Origin of the sequence: Acinetobacter genomosp. 33YU, from assembly GCF_001990725.1 — a bacterium.
GTDB lineage: Bacteria > Pseudomonadota > Gammaproteobacteria > Pseudomonadales > Moraxellaceae > Acinetobacter > Acinetobacter seifertii.
Genome location: NZ_LFZQ01000005.1, coordinates 123,321 through 142,454, shown reverse-complemented (window position 1 = coordinate 142,454; position 19,134 = coordinate 123,321). Strand labels below are relative to the sequence as shown.

At 33.5% G+C, this 19,134-nt stretch carries 22 protein-coding genes and 2 pseudogenes; 20 read left to right on the top strand and 4 right to left on the bottom strand.

Annotated features, from left to right (window positions below; all coding sequences use genetic code 11):
* From AC056_RS05370 to AC056_RS05295, 15 genes are all read left to right on the top strand, one after another.
* Positions 1–600 (top strand): hypothetical protein, encoded by a 600-nt coding sequence (locus AC056_RS05370; RefSeq protein ID WP_077162954.1) that lies wholly within the window; start codon positions 1–3, stop codon positions 598–600.
* Positions 601–896: 296 nt separating this feature from the next.
* The gene (locus tag AC056_RS05365) at positions 897–1,451 is read left to right on the top strand and encodes a hypothetical protein (protein ID WP_077162953.1); all 555 of its coding nucleotides are present in this window, start codon (positions 897–899) and stop codon (positions 1,449–1,451) included.
* Between the two features lie 137 nt (positions 1,452–1,588).
* Positions 1,589–1,912 carry a hypothetical protein gene (locus tag AC056_RS19810; RefSeq protein WP_228144355.1) on the top strand — a complete coding sequence of 108 codons (324 nt, stop codon included), beginning with the start codon at positions 1,589–1,591 and terminating at the stop codon, positions 1,910–1,912.
* A gap of 248 nt (positions 1,913–2,160) precedes the next feature.
* A complete protein-coding gene (locus tag AC056_RS05355) occupies positions 2,161–3,069 on the top strand; it encodes a hypothetical protein (RefSeq protein WP_077162952.1) in 909 nt (302 codons plus the stop codon).
* 628 nt (positions 3,070–3,697) lie between these two features.
* Entirely contained in the window at positions 3,698–4,180 is a 483-nt protein-coding gene (locus AC056_RS05350) for a contact-dependent growth inhibition system immunity protein (protein ID WP_077162951.1), read from the top strand.
* Positions 4,181–4,337: 157 nt separating this feature from the next.
* Entirely contained in the window at positions 4,338–4,817 is a 480-nt protein-coding gene (locus AC056_RS05345) for a contact-dependent growth inhibition system immunity protein (RefSeq protein WP_077162950.1), read from the top strand.
* Positions 4,818–4,861: 44 nt separating this feature from the next.
* On the top strand, positions 4,862–5,404 hold the full coding sequence (locus AC056_RS05340; RefSeq protein WP_077162949.1) for an Imm42 family immunity protein: 543 nt from the start codon (positions 4,862–4,864) through the stop codon (positions 5,402–5,404).
* A 74-nt stretch (positions 5,405–5,478) separates the two neighbouring features.
* Positions 5,479–5,910, top strand: a complete 432-nt coding sequence (locus AC056_RS05335; RefSeq protein WP_039255616.1) for an Imm42 family immunity protein — start codon at positions 5,479–5,481, stop codon at positions 5,908–5,910.
* A 136-nt stretch (positions 5,911–6,046) separates the two neighbouring features.
* Positions 6,047–6,301: a hypothetical protein gene (locus tag AC056_RS05330; protein ID WP_039255615.1), complete on the top strand. Its 255-nt coding sequence runs from the start codon at positions 6,047–6,049 to the stop codon at positions 6,299–6,301.
* A 97-nt stretch (positions 6,302–6,398) separates the two neighbouring features.
* Positions 6,399–6,860: a hypothetical protein gene (locus AC056_RS05325; RefSeq protein ID WP_077162948.1), complete on the top strand. Its 462-nt coding sequence runs from the start codon at positions 6,399–6,401 to the stop codon at positions 6,858–6,860.
* Positions 6,861–7,032: 172 nt separating this feature from the next.
* On the top strand, positions 7,033–7,407 hold the full coding sequence (locus tag AC056_RS05320; protein WP_077162947.1) for a hypothetical protein: 375 nt from the start codon (positions 7,033–7,035) through the stop codon (positions 7,405–7,407).
* A gap of 94 nt (positions 7,408–7,501) precedes the next feature.
* Positions 7,502–7,969: a hypothetical protein gene (locus AC056_RS05315; RefSeq protein WP_077162946.1), complete on the top strand. Its 468-nt coding sequence runs from the start codon at positions 7,502–7,504 to the stop codon at positions 7,967–7,969.
* 81 nt (positions 7,970–8,050) lie between these two features.
* Positions 8,051–8,347, top strand: coding sequence for a hypothetical protein (locus AC056_RS05310; RefSeq protein ID WP_139344622.1), 297 nt, complete (start codon positions 8,051–8,053; stop codon positions 8,345–8,347).
* 145 nt (positions 8,348–8,492) lie between these two features.
* A complete protein-coding gene (locus tag AC056_RS05305) occupies positions 8,493–8,876 on the top strand; it encodes a hypothetical protein (protein WP_077162945.1) in 384 nt (127 codons plus the stop codon).
* Positions 8,877–9,653: 777 nt separating this feature from the next.
* Positions 9,654–10,214: a TetR/AcrR family transcriptional regulator gene (locus tag AC056_RS05295; RefSeq protein ID WP_077162944.1), complete on the top strand. Its 561-nt coding sequence runs from the start codon at positions 9,654–9,656 to the stop codon at positions 10,212–10,214.
* Positions 10,215–10,269: 55 nt separating this feature from the next.
* Here AC056_RS05295 and AC056_RS05290 read toward each other — a convergent pair whose 3' ends face one another.
* Together AC056_RS05290 and AC056_RS05285 are read right to left on the bottom strand one after the other, a co-directional pair.
* A complete protein-coding gene (locus AC056_RS05290) occupies positions 10,270–11,427 on the bottom strand; it encodes a hypothetical protein (protein ID WP_077162943.1) in 1,158 nt (385 codons plus the stop codon).
* Positions 11,428–11,672: 245 nt separating this feature from the next.
* Complete coding sequence (locus AC056_RS05285) at positions 11,673–12,590, bottom strand: LysR family transcriptional regulator (protein ID WP_077162942.1); 918 nt, start codon at positions 12,588–12,590, stop codon at positions 11,673–11,675.
* Positions 12,591–12,687: 97 nt separating this feature from the next.
* Here AC056_RS05285 and AC056_RS05280 point away from each other — a divergent pair, with 97 nt between their 5' ends.
* The 3 genes from AC056_RS05280 to AC056_RS05270 all read left to right on the top strand — a co-directional run bounded on the left by AC056_RS05280 (position 12,688) and on the right by AC056_RS05270 (position 17,247).
* Positions 12,688–14,070, top strand: a complete 1,383-nt coding sequence (locus tag AC056_RS05280) for an aspartate aminotransferase family protein (protein WP_077162941.1) — start codon at positions 12,688–12,690, stop codon at positions 14,068–14,070.
* Between the two features lie 108 nt (positions 14,071–14,178).
* On the top strand, positions 14,179–15,747 hold the full coding sequence (locus AC056_RS05275; protein WP_077162940.1) for a CoA-acylating methylmalonate-semialdehyde dehydrogenase: 1,569 nt from the start codon (positions 14,179–14,181) through the stop codon (positions 15,745–15,747).
* Between the two features lie 102 nt (positions 15,748–15,849).
* The gene (locus AC056_RS05270) at positions 15,850–17,247 is read left to right on the top strand and encodes an amino acid permease (protein ID WP_077162939.1); all 1,398 of its coding nucleotides are present in this window, start codon (positions 15,850–15,852) and stop codon (positions 17,245–17,247) included.
* A 100-nt stretch (positions 17,248–17,347) separates the two neighbouring features.
* On the opposite strand, the pseudogene AC056_RS19805 reads toward AC056_RS05270, so the two are convergent.
* Positions 17,348–17,440, bottom strand: a pseudogene (locus tag AC056_RS19805) (DUF2171 domain-containing protein); the annotation flags it as partial.
* Between AC056_RS19805 and AC056_RS19315 the strand changes: the two are divergent.
* Together AC056_RS19315 and AC056_RS05265 are read left to right on the top strand one after the other, a co-directional pair.
* Positions 17,435–17,569: pseudogene (locus tag AC056_RS19315) on the top strand (glycosyltransferase family 2 protein); the annotation flags it as partial. The pseudogenes AC056_RS19805 and AC056_RS19315 sit on opposite strands and share 6 nt — an antisense overlap.
* Before the next feature lie 391 nt (positions 17,570–17,960).
* The gene (locus tag AC056_RS05265) at positions 17,961–18,431 is read left to right on the top strand and encodes an AnBLUF65 family BLUF photoreceptors (RefSeq protein ID WP_004700647.1); all 471 of its coding nucleotides are present in this window, start codon (positions 17,961–17,963) and stop codon (positions 18,429–18,431) included.
* Here the strand turns inward: AC056_RS05265 and AC056_RS19310 are convergent.
* Entirely contained in the window at positions 18,428–18,754 is a 327-nt protein-coding gene (locus tag AC056_RS19310; protein WP_004700649.1) for a hypothetical protein, read from the bottom strand. The genes AC056_RS05265 and AC056_RS19310 overlap by 4 nt on opposite strands.
* Positions 18,755–19,134 lie beyond the last annotated feature (380 nt).

Below are 19,134 nucleotides of genomic sequence, written 5' to 3'. Positions count from 1 at the left end.
ATGCATATTTCAAGAAGTGATTGGGAACCAGGTTTTGGTGAAATATTTACATGGTTTGCTATGGATAAAAATGGAAAAATAGCTGTAATGGTGAATAATTGTTGGGGATGGCTACCGGAAGCATTGTTGGTTATACCTAACTGTGAAAATTTATTAGATGATCTTAATGAATATAAATGGCAAGAATCAGAGAAGTATGCGAGTTATCCTGCAGAAAAAAATGGAGAAACCATACTAGATTTGTATTCATCTTTACTCTATGGGGAAAATTACCCTAGACAAGATGTTGAGTTTTGGGTGAAAAGTAAGCAAGATTCTGAAGATTTAAATGAAATTAATATGCCTTCTAAAAAAGGTTTTTTTATTTATCATAGTCTTGAGGGCGATAATGCTGGCAAAGACTACCCTGTGGGTTATAATCGAGAAACGAAGATAGGAGATTATTTTAGATATTTAATGCCAACAGTGTATGCATCAATTAATGATTTCCCAACAGAATTACATCATGGAATAGCTGTCTCTGATACAGTTGATTTTACTGTGGATAGATTATTTGATAACGAGAAAATAAGTGAATACTTCCCAAAAATGTATAGGTAACACCTGAGCTTTGTTAGGTAAAGATTTATAATTTGAACTACATTTAGCTAGAATGCAATGAAAAGGATTATATAAATATATTGGCTTAGTAGGTCAAGATACCTCTTGGATAAATCAAAAAAATGATCAGTCTAGGATTTGTAAAACAAAGGCTTTTATCATCGACTTGATTTTATTTTGTACAATTATGCAAGAGGTCTAATATTTATTTATACCACGACCAGTATAAAAACCGCCAAGGAAAATAGCGGAGCCTTAACTTGATCTTAGGCAAAATAATAAAGAAGGAAAGAAGAATGGATGATTTAGATTACTCGGCACCTTCTTATGTTCATAAAGATTCTGATAGGGTTAGTGTGCTGATTGCTTCAGTAATTGGTTTTGTAGGTTTGTTTTTTGTTTTAAGAAAAATCTATCTAACAGGTTTTTCTGATATAATCATTGATTTTAATTTTGAAACAATCTTTTTATTAGTGGTTTTAGTTGGATGGTTCTTTATGATGCTTTCAGGGCTGTCCTCAATATTTCCTATTTATATTGATGGGAGTGGTGGGCATTATAGAACATTGTTTTTAAGAAAAAGAAACCTTAAATGGGAAGATGTAAATAATATTGCTATATTAAAAGGAAAGAAAGGTAATAAATTTAAATATAATACTATCGTGTGTAGTCGAGATCCTAGCAAATTAGTATGGTCTATTTCTGTTTCAGAAGATTATAGTTATGAGGAACTATATAAAGTTATTGACTATTACGTTCATAAATATGAAATTGAAGTTACATTAGAAAGTACCTTAGACGGTTCTGTTCAAAGACTTGATGGAATGCCAAAGAAGTTGGATTTTTCATAAAATAGTAAGAGTTATAAAGGAAATATTACTTTATAAAATATGCCTATCAATTTTTAGATAGGCATATTTTATAATCTATTAATGCCTATGAGTATATGATTGATTATTAACTGGAGGATATATAAGTAGTGAATAAAATGTTTAGTAATGTACTGAACGAGTTAGAAGAGGTGGTTTCCAAATACGTTAATGATGAAGCTGACTTTTATTATTTTAAAGGATTTATAACTGATAAAAGTAATGCCTTAAATGATTTTATTAATTTTAGACATGATCTAGTCATGATAATAGAAAATTGGTTTGAGTACGTGGAGTTTTGCTATTTAGAGGAAAACTGGAAAAAATATGCTCTAGAGTTAGGCTTTTTCTTGATTGATGGAATTAAAAATTATCCTAATGAGGTCCATCTACCATTAGAATCAATTATCGTGAAAGAGCAATTTTGTCGTTATTTATTCTGATTTTTAAATTGAGATGAAAATTCTAAATAAAGTTTTCTACAGATAAAAACTAAGTAGGGCAGTCTAATTAGTTTTGAGAAAGGTTTATATTTAACAGTCATCATTTTCGATATATTTCTTTAATATCATAAAATATACTACTCAGTATAGGTGGACTCGATTGATTTTCTCAGTTGCGAATGCTTATTTGAGGAACTTTAAAATATCTAGATTTATATACTTCAAAAGTAACTATAAAGGAAAACAAAATGACTTTAGTTAATAAAACATTGATCTCTATTGCAATAGGATTGGCATTAACTGCTTGTGGTGGTTCTGGTAGTGATGGTGGAACTTGGAGTGCGCCGCAAACACCTAATACGGGTTCAGATAGCCAAGAGCAAACGGACAGAAGTAATAGCTCAGGTACTGTGACTGCAGCATTTGTTCCGACAGCAACGGCAAGCATGATGCTAATACCTTTTAATGGTTTCACATTAGGTAAAATGGATGCAAATAGAGCAGTACAAAATAACGATGGAAGCTATACCAAGTTTGAGAACTATGAATTAACTGGAGATAAAATAGCAGTTAAAGATATTGCGGGTAATCAAAATTTTGCGTTAGGGCGTTGGTCATACGGAACGGCCAATCAATATAAGTCTGATGGAACGCTTTCAAGCCAAGACGTTTTACAGAAATCGCAAAACTTATATTGGACATATGCTGTTTATAACGCATATACCCAAGGCGCGACTTCTGTGGGTAAAAAGACCTGTGAGGTTAGCGCATTTACTAAACCTTATCTTACAAATTGGGGCGACGGTTCATCATCGACTTTACCAAATTTAGCAACCTCTACTGCTGGTACAGCAGAGTTTGAACTTTTAGCTGATGGAAAAGCTAGTTTTAAAATCAGTATTACAACAACCAATGGCAGAAGTACAAACACTGCAACGTATAGTCCAGGCCAAAAAGCTGACTTTGCTACAAATTCAGGCATTATTACTGGCGCAACAACGATTGATCCTACGTCAAGTATAAATTCAAATGGCCAATTTCTTGTGCAAGTGGGCCAAGGTTTAAATAAAGAAGTTCTACTTATCGCAAGCTATACAAATCAGCTTTCTGCAAAAGGCGAACGTTATTCAGGGCAAGCAATATTTACCTGTAAATAAATGCGTAAAAAATAGGAGGGATTGGCCTCCTATTTTTATAGGATAATTCATGTTAATTGGCTTAAAAACCATTTATTTATCAAATGCTTTGACTGATTTATTTTAAAGGAAATGTCATTTTTTATGTACAATAATAGCAAACTTATAGAGATATAAAGGGAGTTGCACTATTTAAAGTTGAAACTAGTATCAGCTTTAGCATTAATAATCAAACGTGATGCTTCCTAGAGAGTGTAAATTAATAGTTTATATAAATTTTAATAATATAACACGAATTTAAGCTATGAATAGGTAATTTTTGAAAAAATTTACCTTTTTGATTATTTAACCTTAGCGGACATATCTTAAACAATTGTGGCAGCAATGAGGGTTTACAGTCAGAATTATTTTGGAGAAATTTTTATAATGTATATTAGGTTGACTTTTAATGTATCTGCAGACTTTTTAATGCTACTTAATTTTTAACAAGTATATTCAGTGATTAGATAGATAATTTTGTTAGTGATGGAAGAAAAGATAAATTTAAGGTAGAAAATAAAATATTAAATCAAAAGAAATGCAATCCAGAAGTCAATTGATTACGCTAATACGAAAGGCATTACAATTAAAGTTACTAAGGTGAAATAAGATGAAACATGTAAATGTATATTTTAATTCTCAATATATTGAAGTGACATCGTGGAATGATGGTGGATGTTGGCTTTTAAATTTAGATTTTGAACCAATCAAACTATCAACAAATGTTAAAAATAAAATTTTGGGTGAGTCTATTCAAATTGCTTTAAATGCAGGGAAAAATATTCCTCCTGAGAATGTTAAGAATATTTTATTTTCTCCGGAATTAGACAGCCTAATGACGGAAAGAGATAAAAAATTAATGGCAGAGTTCGGTTACAAATCAAAAAAAGCATTATTCAAACATATGAGAAATGTTGGCATAACATATATCAATGATACCTATAAAATTTCACCATCACATCAAGATGGACTAGATTATAGTTTCACAGGCTTAAGTAAAGATGATGAAATTATTCTTCCAAATGATGCAACGGATGAAGAACTAGGGCAAGCAGTTCGCCTAGCTTATGAAAAGTGCACAAGTATTTATTAATTTATAGATTACTTTGGTTACTATTCTCGAGAGATGTGGACAAGTCTGGGGTTGTCCACAAATTTGACGAAACATTTTATAAAGATACTCTTACAAAATCAATTGAATATACAAATAGAAAAGGGTATCAAAATCAAGGTAACAAAGGTTAAATGATATGAAACGAGCAGCAATATACTTTAATGACAAATATATTGAAATTATTTCATGGAATTATGGTGGAATGTCTGTATTTAATATAAATTTTATTCCTTTAGTTTTGAAATTCGATATTGATAATTCGACTTTAGGAAAGTCAATTAAAATAGCATTAGATGCAGGGAGAAAGATTCCACCAGAAAGTGTCAAAGATTTTTTATTTTCTCCCGAATTAGATATATTTATGAAAGAAAGGACTGAGAAATTAATAGCTGGATTTGGATATAAATCAAAAAAAACACTGTTTAAAAATATGAGAAAAGTAGGTGTGGAGTTTAATGAAAATTATACTATTTCTCCCTCTCATCAAGATGGGCTAGATTATAGTTTCACAGGCTTAAGTAAAGCTGATGAAATTATTCTTCCATGTGATGCAACGGACGAAGGACTAGGACAAGCAGTTCGCTTAGTCTATGAGAAGTGTACAAGCATTTATTAATTTATAGATTATTTACATAAATTAATGGAATTAGATGAGAAATAATGATTTTTGGAAATAAGGATACCTTTGCTTTATTTATTGAGCCGATTTTATATATTGAAAGCATGCAAGATTATGATTGTTTTTGTGGGTTTTATATAAAAGGGAATAAATATAGTTCGGAGACTACTCAAATGTTATATACGCAAAAAGAGTCAGTAAAGGTGGGAGCTCTTTGTAATGTCATTGATTCCGAAAAATACTTCTTTATGGACGTAAAGGAGTGTTTTAAAGAAATGCTATCAATTCGATATTTGAACTTTATGGCAGAGAGTGAAGCTGAGTATATGGATAAAGAGTGGGTCGATTATGATTATAATGAATTTATTTATAGTGCTAATTTAGAAAGTAGTTTGTTTGGGGAAGATAGATATGATTTATTTTGTATTGGATATAAAGGCGAGGTAAGATTAATTTCTTATAAAATAGCTAATACATATTTCTCTCTAAAATATTTAAAACAGTATGAAATAAATGAGTACTTTATTAAGAAAAATGAACTAGAAAAGATAGTTTGTAAAATTGAGCATGCAGCTTTTAATTAGAAGGTATATATGGATTCTCAAATCTCTACTGAATAGTAAATTGGAAAGTTGTGAATAATAGGTTGTAAATTGAAATGATAGTTAAATATAGTGATGATTTTTTTATACAGTGGGATGTTGTTTATCCATTAAAAAATGATTTAAATCTTGGAATGTTTAATTTTTGGATAAATGATACGTGTTATCCAGCAAAGGGAATAAATATTACATTAAACTCTCTTTTTCATGTTTTAATCAGTAATATTGAAGATATTAAAGCGCTTGATAGTGATATAGGTGATATAATAATTGAAAAAATAGATTTTTCTTCAATTGATAATAAGGATCTAGTATGGTTAGATACTGGCGAACTATTTCAATTCGGCTTTGGTATGGTTCTAGGTTTTAATAAAGAAAGTGAAAGATTATTTTATACTTTTGATTATGAAAAAAGCTACTTTGAAGTTGTTTTACCGAAAGGAACAGTAAGCTCTACGTTGCAAGCTTTAGAACGTTTTGCATTTTAGTACCTTAAATATTTTACTAGTGTTTCATAAATAAATATCATTGGCTCACAATTTGGATATGTACTTATGCAATTTTTTAGAAATGAGAGTTTGCATTTTTTTTGATGCATAGCTAAAAAGAAGGAATTTACATAAATTGAGTTACGATTTAAAGAATGAACTATCTAAATTGAAAGATTTTGTATTTCAGAATTATGATCCAGTACAAATATCTGTTAAAGCTATGGAAATTTATAATGAATATGCTTTGCAATTATCAACTTTTTCATCTGAAAAACTTATGATTTTAGCCGCAATGGATATGGGCGAAGAATTTGAGTTATCTAAAGATGAGGTTGAGGATTTATTGGATGTATTATTACGCGATACTTCAATAAATTTATCTAGCTGAGTTTGTAAATTGAATCGGTTCATCATACTGAATAGATAGCCCATTTATAGGTTAGATAACTATTAGCATAATAAAATTTTTTAAAGTGGAGTGGAAATTGAGTAGGATAAAATTATATAGCCTTTTGGGTACTGAAGAATATGAATGTAGTAATGAGTTAGTTTTGAAAGTTGATAGCACACTAAAAAATATTTATGAAATTTATTCCTATTTTGGTAAGGAAATATATAATCAATACCGTTATATAAATACTATTTTACCTGAAAATACATCTTATTTTGGTGCAAGTCCAGATGGTTTTTCAGATTGTTTAACTGAATTTTTACATCAGTTAATTAATAGTGATTCACTGAGAATTGAAATAGTAAGCAAAGGAGAAGGCATTTCTGATAATGATATTTATATATTTTTATATATTCTATTTAGCAATATGGTGAATTATAATTGTGAATCAAAATTAAGGGTGTTCGTTTCAAAGGAAATATTAGATATCTATTTAAAGGAATCAAAAAGATTACTTGATTTAAACTCAGAACCTGAAGATTTTGTGATTTATTAAATTTTATCTATATAATTAAATAAAATAAATATATAATATATTTAAATGCAATCTTATTTCTTTTGAAGTTGTAAATTACATAAATAATGAAAGTTTTTATATGTTATATTCCTATAGAAAGCTTTAAAAAGGCATTTACTGGTGAAGCTGTAATACCTAGGAGTTATAAATAGTGTTAGAAGTTCATGCTAAATTTGAAGATGATCTTCATACAGAAAATATGCTTAAAACATCACAAATACCGTGTTTATGTAAGATTGCTGAAAAATTTGAAATCGATTTTTTAGTCGCTTATCCTCAGGTTACAGGTTTTGTAACAGGTTGGAAGTATAAAGAAATTGATTTAAGAGTATCCGCAGGTGCTGGTGGGGAATATCTTCATTATAAATATGGATTAATTACTTTATCTAAGCTTGAGAAAGATTTATATATTATTGAAAACTTGTCTATGTTCGAATCAGGAAGTGGATGGCTTCCAGTAGTTGAAAATAGAGAATATAGCCATGTAGCTGAAGTTGAAGAGCCAGATTGGTTGAAAGATTTATGACCTAAGTCCATGGAAAAATTTAAAAAATCCTTTAAAAAGCCTATCTAATATTGATAGGCTTTTTATTGAATTAGACATACTTGGAGAAAATAAAATGAGTGAACTAAAGTTGTACACTTATTTTTGCGCAGAAGATCAAGAGATAAATACACCGATTATAGAAGTTATAATTGACAGATCATTAAATTTTATTGGTGATATTACTGAATATATCGGTCAGCATGTTTATAAGAATTATCCATATGATAATCCTATATTTCCCGGCAATAAATATTATTTTGGTGGTAATAGCGCTGATGCTTTTTTTGACTGTTTAACTGATTATTTGAATTTAAGAAATAAGAACGTAATGTTGTGCTTAAAGATATTGAGCAAAAGTGAAGGAGTAGCAGATAAAGAATTTTTTTTATTTTTAAATGCTATAGCAATTGCTATGCTTTCTTATAATTATGACTCAAGGTTAAAAGTTTATATTTCAAAGGAAATATTGGATATCTATTTAAAGGAATCAAAAAGATTGCTTGATTTAGATACACATCCTGATGATTTTGTTGTTTATTAGAATTTTTATAAATAGCAAAATTTTAATTTATAAAAAACTATCAATACTAGATAGGTCTTTTATGTGATTAGAGAAAATTATGTGAAAAAATTAATTAAATTAATGCCAGATTATCAATGCTATCCTTTATGGGAATATGATGAATTTGGCTTAGTAGCTAATTTAAATCCAAAAGATTTACCAATATCAGAAATACTAATAGATAAGCTTATGTTATGGTCTGATATGTATGATGAAACTTTATGTTTAGATGATCCTATTAATTCTGCCTTTAAATCGATTCAGGATGAAAGGGAGTTCAAACTATTAGGAAGTGAATTATTCGATCTCTTAAGAGAAGAGTTAACTGGTCAGTATGAAGTTATCTATCAAATTTAAGATAGCTTAAAAAATGCTGCCAAATTAATCTAATTATATGACATTGTATGACTTCTAAAATTTTTTAATATTTTTGAAAAATGGGGAAGTTGAAGATTTCCTTCCCAGAATGCACCAATTTCAAATCAATAGATATGGATAAAACATGAATTCAATAAATCGCAGTAGTAAGTTCTTTCTTGCAGTTTTTCTAATGATGAGTCTTTCAAATACATATGCAGCAAAGGCACAGGTTGAAGAGGTTGATGCAATGGAAGCTGCTGGAGCAGAAGTGGCAGAAGCGGGTGGAGCTGAAGTTAGTGGAGTAGAGGTTGAATGTGGTGCTGATGGAGCTTGTTATGGTGTAACTTCTGTAGCTCCTGTTTCTGATGATGAAAGGTACGGTGGTATTGAACAGGAATATGTTGTAAAAGGCTGTAAAGTAACGGTCTACAATGATGGGCCAGTGAAAATGGTCGATGTAAAGACGGATCAACCATGTGATGCTCCACTTCCTAAAGGTCATAAATTCTCTAAAAAGAACCATTAATTATTTTGTGTAGCATCTTTAAACAGGTGCTATTGAGATGAATTTACCAAGCCTCAAGCCAACTGAGAGTACGAGGCTTAGTTTTTAATTTATTCTCATGAACTACTACATAACTTAGCGCAATCTTTTATTGCTGAACTCACTTATTTTTAAAAAATCTATAGAAATAACAACATCTGATTTTACCCATAGATTTTGTAGTTCATCTTAAAACCCACTGATTTATCAAATACTTTGTCTGTTTTATTTTAAAACAGTTGTCACTTTTTGTGCTTGACGATAAATAGAGTGACTATTATTCTTTGCGTGCTGGCCTACATCGCCAGTCGGTTGTCGCAGACCGAATCAAACGAGCATTAAAAGATTCTTCTTTTAGTGTGTACACCCTCGTGCCCCCTCTATGGTGGAACGGAGGGGGACACCTTTGGGTGTGCTGGCCTCGTTTGACCAGTCTGCGAACCCCCTTCGTTCTGCCACCATAATTTTAATGTCTGGCAGAACTCCCAATAAAAAGGAGTCGGCTTTGCACATTCATTATTTCTTGGCAGCCTTTGCCAAAAGCTATAACAACACAACTTAGTTTTTTAACAAGTTTGATCGCCACTAGGCTAATCAGGCTTTAAATCGTCACGACTAAAAACTTAGCAACTATAAAACTCGAGATGTGCCAAGCACAGTCTTTATGGGTTTTGCTGTGCCTTTTTTTCTCCCAGAAAGGGCACAGATTTTTTTAACTCATTTATATACAACAAAAATTTATTTTATAACGGTAAAACTATGCCAAATTTAACATTCCCACCACGTGCTTTAAATGTTGTAAAAAAAGGGATTCATCTTTTCCATCACGGTGGGTTTCACACTGTTGGCGTTGACAAAATTGTGAGGGAAACCGAAGTCACAAAAATGACGTTTTATAACTATTTTCACTCTAAACAGCGCTTCATTGAAATCTGTTTAATCGTGCAAAAAGAACGTCTTCAAGAACAAGTGATTGAAATGGTCGAATATGACCACGCTACAAGTACACTAGATAAACTTAAGAAGCTGTACTTTTTACATAGCGATATAGAAGGGCCATATTACATATTATTTAAGGCCATTTTTGAAACAAAAATTAGCTATCCAAATGCTTTTCAGACCGCAGTGAGATATAGAATGTGGCTTATCAATGAAATTTATAGCCATCTCAGACAGTTAAAAACCGATGCAACATTTAATGAGGCCAGACTCTTTTTATATGTGATTGAAGGCACGATTATTCAATTGTTAGATAACTGCAATGTGGCTGAAACAGAGAAGATACTGGATTACTTTTTACTAAGGCTTGGTGTGGTTTAGATAAATATCCCAAAGTACATGGGCAAGGTACTTTGGGATATACAGGTTTTAAATTTTACTTATAGTAAGTTTGGATTTGGGCAACAAGAAAGTCATAACTCGCTTTATTGTATAAAGCAAATTTTCCTTTTGTTTCATAGTTAGTGGTCGACATAATTGCTGGTTCACCGTATGTTTCAGAAACAACATTACCTTTAACTTGCCATTCACCATCGTAAATTTTGCCATTCATTTCAATAGCAGGGTCTTTACCACCCGAATAAATTTCGTTTCCTGCACTGTCTACAGAGTAAGTCACATTGTAGCCAGCAACAGTATCAAATTTATAGTTGGCCTTTGGATAAAGAGCTTGTTGCCATTCAGCTACGGTTTTGAAACTAGTGAGTGAGCTATCAAAGAAATAAAATTCGGTATTGTTATAAATAACAGACTTCGGTACATAAACAAAAGAACCACTTGGGAAAGTCGCATTACTATTCAATAAGCTCGTAAAAGCTGTTTGATTATTTTTAAGTGTTCCAGCAAAGCGATTACTCATATATAAGTAGTCTATATTTTCTGGTCGACTTGTTAAAATATTTGATGGGAAAATGTCAGATATTTTTTTACCTGAAACATCAATTTTTTCGTAGTCGTAACTCACATTATCTGAATTTAAACTACAACTATCATTAAATTGAGCAGTCGTAATTTGTGAGCCTTGGGATGCAACGACATAACCTAAAGGCCAACCATTATTTTGCTTTTGATAGGTCTTTTTAGTGAAAAGACCGAAAGAGTTAAGGTCATAACTTTGGACGATATCTTCAGCCAAACTACTTTCAATTTCATCAGCAGTTATATTGTAAAGTGCTTTTGGATAAGCATATAACATTTGATCATTTCTTTTAATTTCATATGCATAAAGTTGTGGAATTGAAGTTGGAGGATTTCCTGAAGAAATTTCCTTAAATCTATAATTTAAAGAATATAGCGTTTCATCAAAAATTGTATTGGTTGAAAGCGTAGAATTTAAGAGAATACCTCTATCACACTTTAGACTATTTACATTTTGAGTAGATTGCCCTTGAGCTTGCGATGATACATTTTGAGTAGATTGTTCCTGAGCTTGTGATGATACATTTTCAGTATTATTAGAGCTTGAACTACCTCCACCGCACCCCGTTAACATAATAAATGAAATAGAAACTGCTAAAGTTGAAATTTTTTTCATGAATAAACCTTAAGTATTTATGTTTACTTTGCGGGCGTGATTATATATTTTTTATTTATTAAAAACAGACTGTTAAGTTGTATTTGTTAAATATTAAATATATTTAAATATACTGCATAGTCATTTTTACCTAAAAAGCCCCTAGGGAGCTTTAATTTTGTAAATTTTTATTGTGAAGTTTTTATAAATAAAAAGGCTTGTTATTTATAAATAATCTATATTCTTACATCTATATATAAATATTTTTAACTACTGCTGATTCTTTTCTCAAGCATATCTACAAATGTTTTTAAAATATTATTGTGGTTCTTACCCTTATGAGTAATTAAGCATATAGGGGTAGTGTAGTGCATTTTGTCTTTTAAAACAGGTTGCATCACACCGTCTTCAACCCATTTTTTTGCATAATGGTCGGGTAAAAAACCTAAAAATTTGCCAGTTAAAATCAGAAAGGCAATACCTTCACGGTCACTTGCTGTCGCTTTACAATCTAAAAGCTGATGCAACTTTGCTGCTTCCGAGGTAATGGCATAATTAGGAAGAATAGCTTGCCATTTTTTTAATTCATTTAAATTAATATTACTACATTGGTTAAATAAAGGATGGTTTTTGCCGCAGTATAAAAATGAACTTTCACTATATAAGTCGAAATAATCTAAACCAGACAAAGGCGTTACAAGGGGAATAACGCCTGCATGCAAACGGTTATCGAGCACACGGCACTCAATATCTGACAAGGTGCTCATACTAATATTAATAATAACTTCGGCATGCTCTTCGGCAAGTTGAGTCAAGGTGTTGGTGATATAGCCTTTAGGCATAGTCACAAGGTTGTTAATAATCCCGATATTAAACTCACCCTTAAGGCGGTTATGCATTTGGTTGACTTTAGAGCGGAAGTCTTCAATCGCTGCTGTGAGCACTTCAATATATTCTAAAATTTCCCGTCCTTCATCGGTGAGGGCAAATCCAGCACGGCCTCGCTGACATAGTCGAATGCCCAAACGATTTTCTAAATCACTCATATGCAAACTAATTGCAGAGCGGCTAATACCTAAAATACTTTCGGCAGATGTAAAGCTGTGACAGTCGCAAACCGTTTTAAATATTTTGAGAAGTTTTATATCAAAATCAGTAACTTGATTTAATTTTTTAGGTTTCATTTAGTTTTGTTTTTTTAAATCTAAACTCAAGATAATTTGAATTTATCAAACTTATGTCGCTATGTACACTCAAACCATAATTTGAAAATAAACAGGAATGGTTATGTTTGATACGGATAAATTTAGCGACTCAGAGCATACTTTGGATGCTGTTCAACCTAATAATAATATGCATATAAATTATCAGGCACACTGGATGCCTTTCTCTGCAAATCGAAACTTTGCTAAAGACCCGCGCATGATTGTCGGTGCAAAAGGGTCATACTTGATTGATGATTCAGGCCGTGAAATTTATGACTCACTTTCGGGCTTATGGACGTGTGGTGCTGGGCATACTTTGCCTGAAATTCAACAAGCGGTAAGTGCTCAGTTAGGTCAGCTAGACTATTCACCAGCTTTTCAGTTTGGTCATCCGTTGTCTTTTAAGCTGGCAGATAAAATTGTTCAGCATATGCCTGAAAAACTACAACACGTTTTCTTTACCAACTCAGGTTCAGAGTCGGCAGATACGTCTATAAAAATGGCACGTGCGTATTGGCGTATTAAAGGTAAACCAAGCAAAACCAAATTGATTGGTCGTGCCCGTGGCTACCATGGGGTAAACGTTGCGGGAACAAGTCTAGGTGGGATTGGCGGCAACCGTAAAATGTTTGGGCAGCTTATGGATGTAGACCATTTACCGCATACTTTGCAGCCAAATTTAACTTTTACCAAAGGCTGTGCAGAAACAGGTGGGATAGAACTTGCCAATGAAATGCTTAAGTTAATTGAGCTACACGATGCTTCAAATATTGCAGCCGTCATTGTAGAGCCTATTTCTGGTTCGGCAGGTTGTATTGTGCCGCCAACGGGTTATTTACAGCGTTTAAGAGAGATCTGTGATCAGCATGACATCTTGTTAATTTTTGATGAGGTGATTACAGGGTTTGGCCGTTTAGGAACGTGGACGGGGGCAGAGTATTTTGGGGTCACACCAGATATTTTGAACTTTGCTAAACAAGTCACCAATGGTGCTATTCCTTTAGGTGGCGTGGTGGCAAGCCATGAAATTTACTCTGCCTTTATGCAGCAAGATTTACCAGAGCATGCCATTGAATTTACTCACGGCTATACCTATTCGGCACATCCAGTTGCTTGCGCTGCCGCTTTAGCTGCGCTTGAAGTTTTAGAAAAGAAAAACTTGTTAGCTCAATCGGCGGCGTTGGCTCCAAGTTTTGAAAAAATGCTGCATGGTTTAAAAGGCGCACCGCACATTTTAGATATTCGCAACTGTGGCTTGATTGGTGCGTTGCAGTTAGCTCCGCGTGATGGCGATGCCACCATTCGAGGCTTTGAGCTTGGTATGAAACTCTGGAAGGAAGGATTCTATGTTCGCTTTGGAGGCGACACGCTTCAGTTCGGTCCAATGTTTAACAGTACAGAAGCAGATATGGACCGCTTAATGAATGCCGTGGGTGATGCGCTTTATCAAGTGAAGTAAGGCTTAGAGACATTTCATGGGCTTCTATAACAGGAATAGATGCTTTTTAAGAACTAAATGAAAAATACAGTTTGATCTGAAAACTAATTGTAGTAAGGAGTAACAACAATGACAAATGGCCTAGAAGATTTTAGCTATGAAGAAGTTTCAACTGAAAATAGTACGCATAGTGAACAAGCCAAAAAAGTGCTAGGGCATTTCATTCAAGGAAGAATTGTATCTAAAACGGCAAGAAAACAGCCAGTTTACAATCCTGCAACGGGTGAAATTAGTAAAGAAGTCGAAATTGCAGATGTGCAAACGGTAAATGAAGCAGTTCAGGCAGCCGAACAAGCATTTCCTGCATGGCGTGATACACCAGTTATTAAACGTGCGCGTGTCATGTTCAAGTTCAAACAATTATTAGAACAAAATGCCGAAAAAATTTGCGCTTTGATTGGGCAAGAGCACGGTAAAATTTCTCATGATGCTCAAGGTGAATTACAACGCGGTATTGAAAATGTTGAATATGCTTGCGGCGCACCAGAGCTTTTAAAAGGGGAGTTTTCAAAAAATGTCGGTCCAGATATCGATTCATGGAGCGAGTTCCAACCGTTAGGTGTTGTGGCTGGCATTACGCCATTTAACTTCCCAGCCATGGTGGCTTTATGGATGTTCCCAATGGCACTGGTTTGTGGTAACTGCTTTATTTTAAAACCTTCTGAAAAAGCGCCTTCTGTGGTTTTATACCTTGCAGAACTATTAAAACAAGCGGGTTTACCTGACGGCGTATTTAACGTGGTGAATGGTGACAAAGAGGCGGTAGATGCCTTATTACATCATCCACGTATTCAGGCAGTCAGCTTTGTAGGTTCAACACCAATTGCTGAATATATTTACCGCACAGCAACTTCAACAGGTAAACGTTGCCAAGCATTAGGCGGTGCAAAAAACCACGCGATTATTATGCCGGATGCCGATATTGATAACGTGGTGACTTCATTGTTAGGTGCTGCTTTTGGTTCTTCGGGCGAGCGCTGTATGGCACTTTCGGTTGCGGTTGCTATCGGCGATGAAGTTGCCGATGTCGTAATTGATAAGCTGACTCAGGAAATGAAAAAATTAAAGTTCGGTAACTATGCAGATGCAAGCAATGACTTTGGTCCGCTCATTACACAAGCGCACAAAGACAAAGTGCAGGCTTATATTCAAAGTGCAGAGCAGCAAGGCGCAAAGATTGTGGTAGATGGGCGCGATGCAAAACCGGCAGGCTATGAAAAAGGTTTCTTTGTTGGGCCAACTTTAATTGACCAAGTCACACCAAACATGACCAGTTACCAGCAAGAGATTTTTGGTCCTGTGTTGCAAGTTATGCGTGTGAATAGCATGCAAGAAGCGATGCAGCTGATTAATGACCACGAATATGGCAACGGTACTTGTATCTATACCCGTGATGGTGAGGCAGCACGCTATTTTAGCAGTCACATTCAAGTGGGTATGGTGGGTATTAATGTACCTTTACCAGTACCTGTGGCTTACCACAGCTTTGGTGGCTGGAAACGTTCGTTGTTTGGTGATTTACATGCGTATGGTCCAGATGGTGTCCGTTTCTACACACGCCGTAAAACCATTACACAACGTTGGCCATCGACTCAAGTCCGTGAAGCAAAACAGTTCTCAATGCCAACTTTAAATTAATTTTTACTATCAGGGAAAACAGCAGTTTTCCCTTTTTTCATAACTGTAGGATTTTGACATGTAATAGATTGTTTTTATGGATATATTTTTAAGGAATGAAATATGAATAATGATACAACAAAAAAATTAGGCGAAGGACTTTCAAATCGCCATATCACGATGATTAGTATTGGCGGTGTTATTGGTGCAGGTTTATTTGTCGGTTCATCTTCGGCAATTGCCAAAGCAGGCCCTGCAGTCATTCTTGCATACCTGATTACCAGCATTATGGTATTTCTGGTAATGCGAATGTTAGGTGAAATGGCCGTTTTAGAGCCAGACACTGGTTCATTTTCTACCTATGCCCGTAAAGCAATTGGCCCGTGGGCAGGGTTTACGATTGGTTGGTTATATTGGTGGTTTTGGGTGCTTGCGATTCCGGTAGAAGCCATCGCAGGGGCTGAAATTTTACATTCGTGGTTTCCGGGTGTTTCAGTTTCTATTTATGCATTTTGCTTTATTGTGTTCTTAAGCTTAGCCAACTTTTTTAGTACCAAAAGTTTTGGCGAGTTTGAGTTCTGGTTTTCATTAGTCAAAGTCGTTGCCATTATTGGCTTCATTATTATTGGTATTTTGGCAATTTCAGGTGTTTGGCCTTTAGCTAAAAATGTTAGCGGTGTTGCCAATTTATATAACAATGCTGGTTTTATGCCGCACGGTATGGGAGGTATTTTATCTGCCATCTTAATTACGGCGTTTTCATTTTTTGGGGTAGAAATTGTCTCGATTGCCGCAGCAGAGTCATCCAACCCTAAACAGAAAATTAGACGTGCCACCAATTTGGTGCTGTACCGTATTATTCTTTTCTTTGTGGTCTCAATGTTTATTGCCGTTTCACTTGTCGATTGGCGTTCACCGGACTTACAGAAGTACGGGACATTCCAATACGTTTTAATGAGCTTAAACGTACCGGGTACTAAACTTATCATTGATACGGTTGTGTTTATCGCCGTAGCAAGCTGTATGAATGCGGCAATTTATACATCTTCTCGTATGTTATTCCGCTTAGGAACACGCAATGAAGCACCGCAGGCAGTCACTAAAGTGAATTATGCGGGTGTACCGGCAATTGCGGTGTTTTCCTCAACATTTATTGGTTTAGTGTGCTGTGTTATTAACTATGTATTTCCAGGAAAAGTATTTAGCTTATTGCTCTCAAGTACAGGGTCAATTGCGTTGCTGGTGTACTTGGTTATTGCGTTCTCACAGTTACGTTTAAGACATAAGCTAGAGGCAGTTGGAGCGGAAGTTCCATTTAAAATGTGGTTATTTCCATGGCTGACTTGGTTTGTGATTATCATTATTTTAAGTGTGCTCGCTTATATGTTCTTATCACCAGCATATAGTTATGAAACAACTTTATCTTTAGGTGTGACTTTGGCTGTAGTGGTTTGCGGATTGGTTGTGACCCGAAAGCGTAAAGTAACTAGCTCGGTTGCTATAAATCAGAGTAATTTATAAAAATATTAAATAAAATTTTAATGCTATAAATAAAAAGCTCCTTAATGAAAAAGGAGCTTTTTACCTTACCAATCCAAGAAGTAGAAATAAGATGATGTTAATCATTTTCATCACGAGTAAGTTTTAACTGGTTTTTACTTTCTAGATGATCGACAGTTCCTACTTTGGTGTCACATATGTGATCACAGATAATCTATTTATCGAAAAACTGACCAGACATTGCTGCAATATTACTTGGAGTAATTTAGTGCGTGTAACAACCAGCAGTCGCTTAGAAGGCAGAGCACCTCAAGGTTTATCAAATTTTTTAGAAAATCTTTAATTATGGTAATTTTATTAAGTTTATTTTAATAATTGTTTTTTATTCTTAATATATATCCTCTGTTACACCGATTGTTTTAGTGTTCATTGCGTTACATCTTTTGCCACATCACCCGATGTGGTTTTTTTTTATTAAAAAATAACTAAACTGCGACTTGTAATGTTCAAACAACTCAACAACCGTACTCTATATTTAGCACGAAAAACAAAAAATCTAGTACTAGGGATTTAATACATTTTTTAGTCTTGGGAGTTTGAACGAAATTTGGGCTTTTTATAAAAATACCTAAAGTTATGATTTTTATAAGAAAGAAATATAAAGTAATTCTAAGAAAGGTGTGTTAATTTAAAAATTCAATTAGTAATGAAATTTTATATTTCACGGAAGTCTTATGAACGTTCGACTGTGTTATGCCAGCCAACGAAACGAAAAAAATGAAGATTTGCTACAAGATTTGCGTGATATCCTGACTGAAGCTCGTGATTTCAATGATCTAAACGAGATTTGTGGGGTACTTTATTATGCCGATAATGCATTTTTTCAATGTTTAGAAGGCGAACAAGAGGTGGTAGAGCAATTATTTGAAAAGATCCAAAAAGATGAAAGACACTACAATGTTAAATGGTTATGCACATATTCCATCGACCAAAACGCTTTTCAACGTTGGTCAATGAAATATGTACAACGTAATACAAATATTGAGGCTTTCTTTCTTAAGATGGGAGAAAATACCTTTAACCCAATTTCGCTAGATCAACAAAATCTTAAAAACTTTTTAAATGAATTGTTAGTTGCAGAGCAAACTAAGGTTAATACAGATAAGAAAGTTGGAATGGTCAATCGGGGAGTAAACCCATTTTAACTATTAGATGCGATACCGATATGAATGTTCTTGAGCTTAGGTACTAGTTTCGTCATTACGAGATAAACAATAACCGAAGTCGCGAGCATCCATATCACTTCTAAACTTTGACTAATCACAAACATTGCCCAATAGAAAAAACTAAATAGAGCAATACATAGACCGCTACCTTTGTAATACCACGTAATAAATATTCCAAACAGAGCCGAAGAAATGAGTAGGTTTAAGGTTTCATTCATTCCTAGATAGTTAAAAAGAATAATCATTAAGCATAAAGCCAACATTGATAGTAAATATACAAATATATTTTTTGCGATAAACATTTTCTATATCCTATCTAAAGAATTAAAAGATATCTTTCCTCTGTTTCCAGAGGAAAGATAGTACATATTAATTTTTGAGATTCTTTTTCTATTATTGAGAGTTTTTATATTAATAAAGATGACTTTATCATTTTCTCCAGATCTCTTTATTAATATTCAGCTTTCTATTTAATAGTAAAGAGTGCTTATATGTACTGAAATTAATTATAGGAAAAACAATCGCTTGTGTTGTAAGCTTTAGCTTACATGTTTGTGAGACATTGCCTACATTTGTTTAAATAATGATCAAATTTTACAAAGCTTAATTTTTTAAAGTACTTTTTTTCAAATATTTATTGCAAAATTTTATTGTTGTAAGCTTTACAAAAATAACAAAAAGT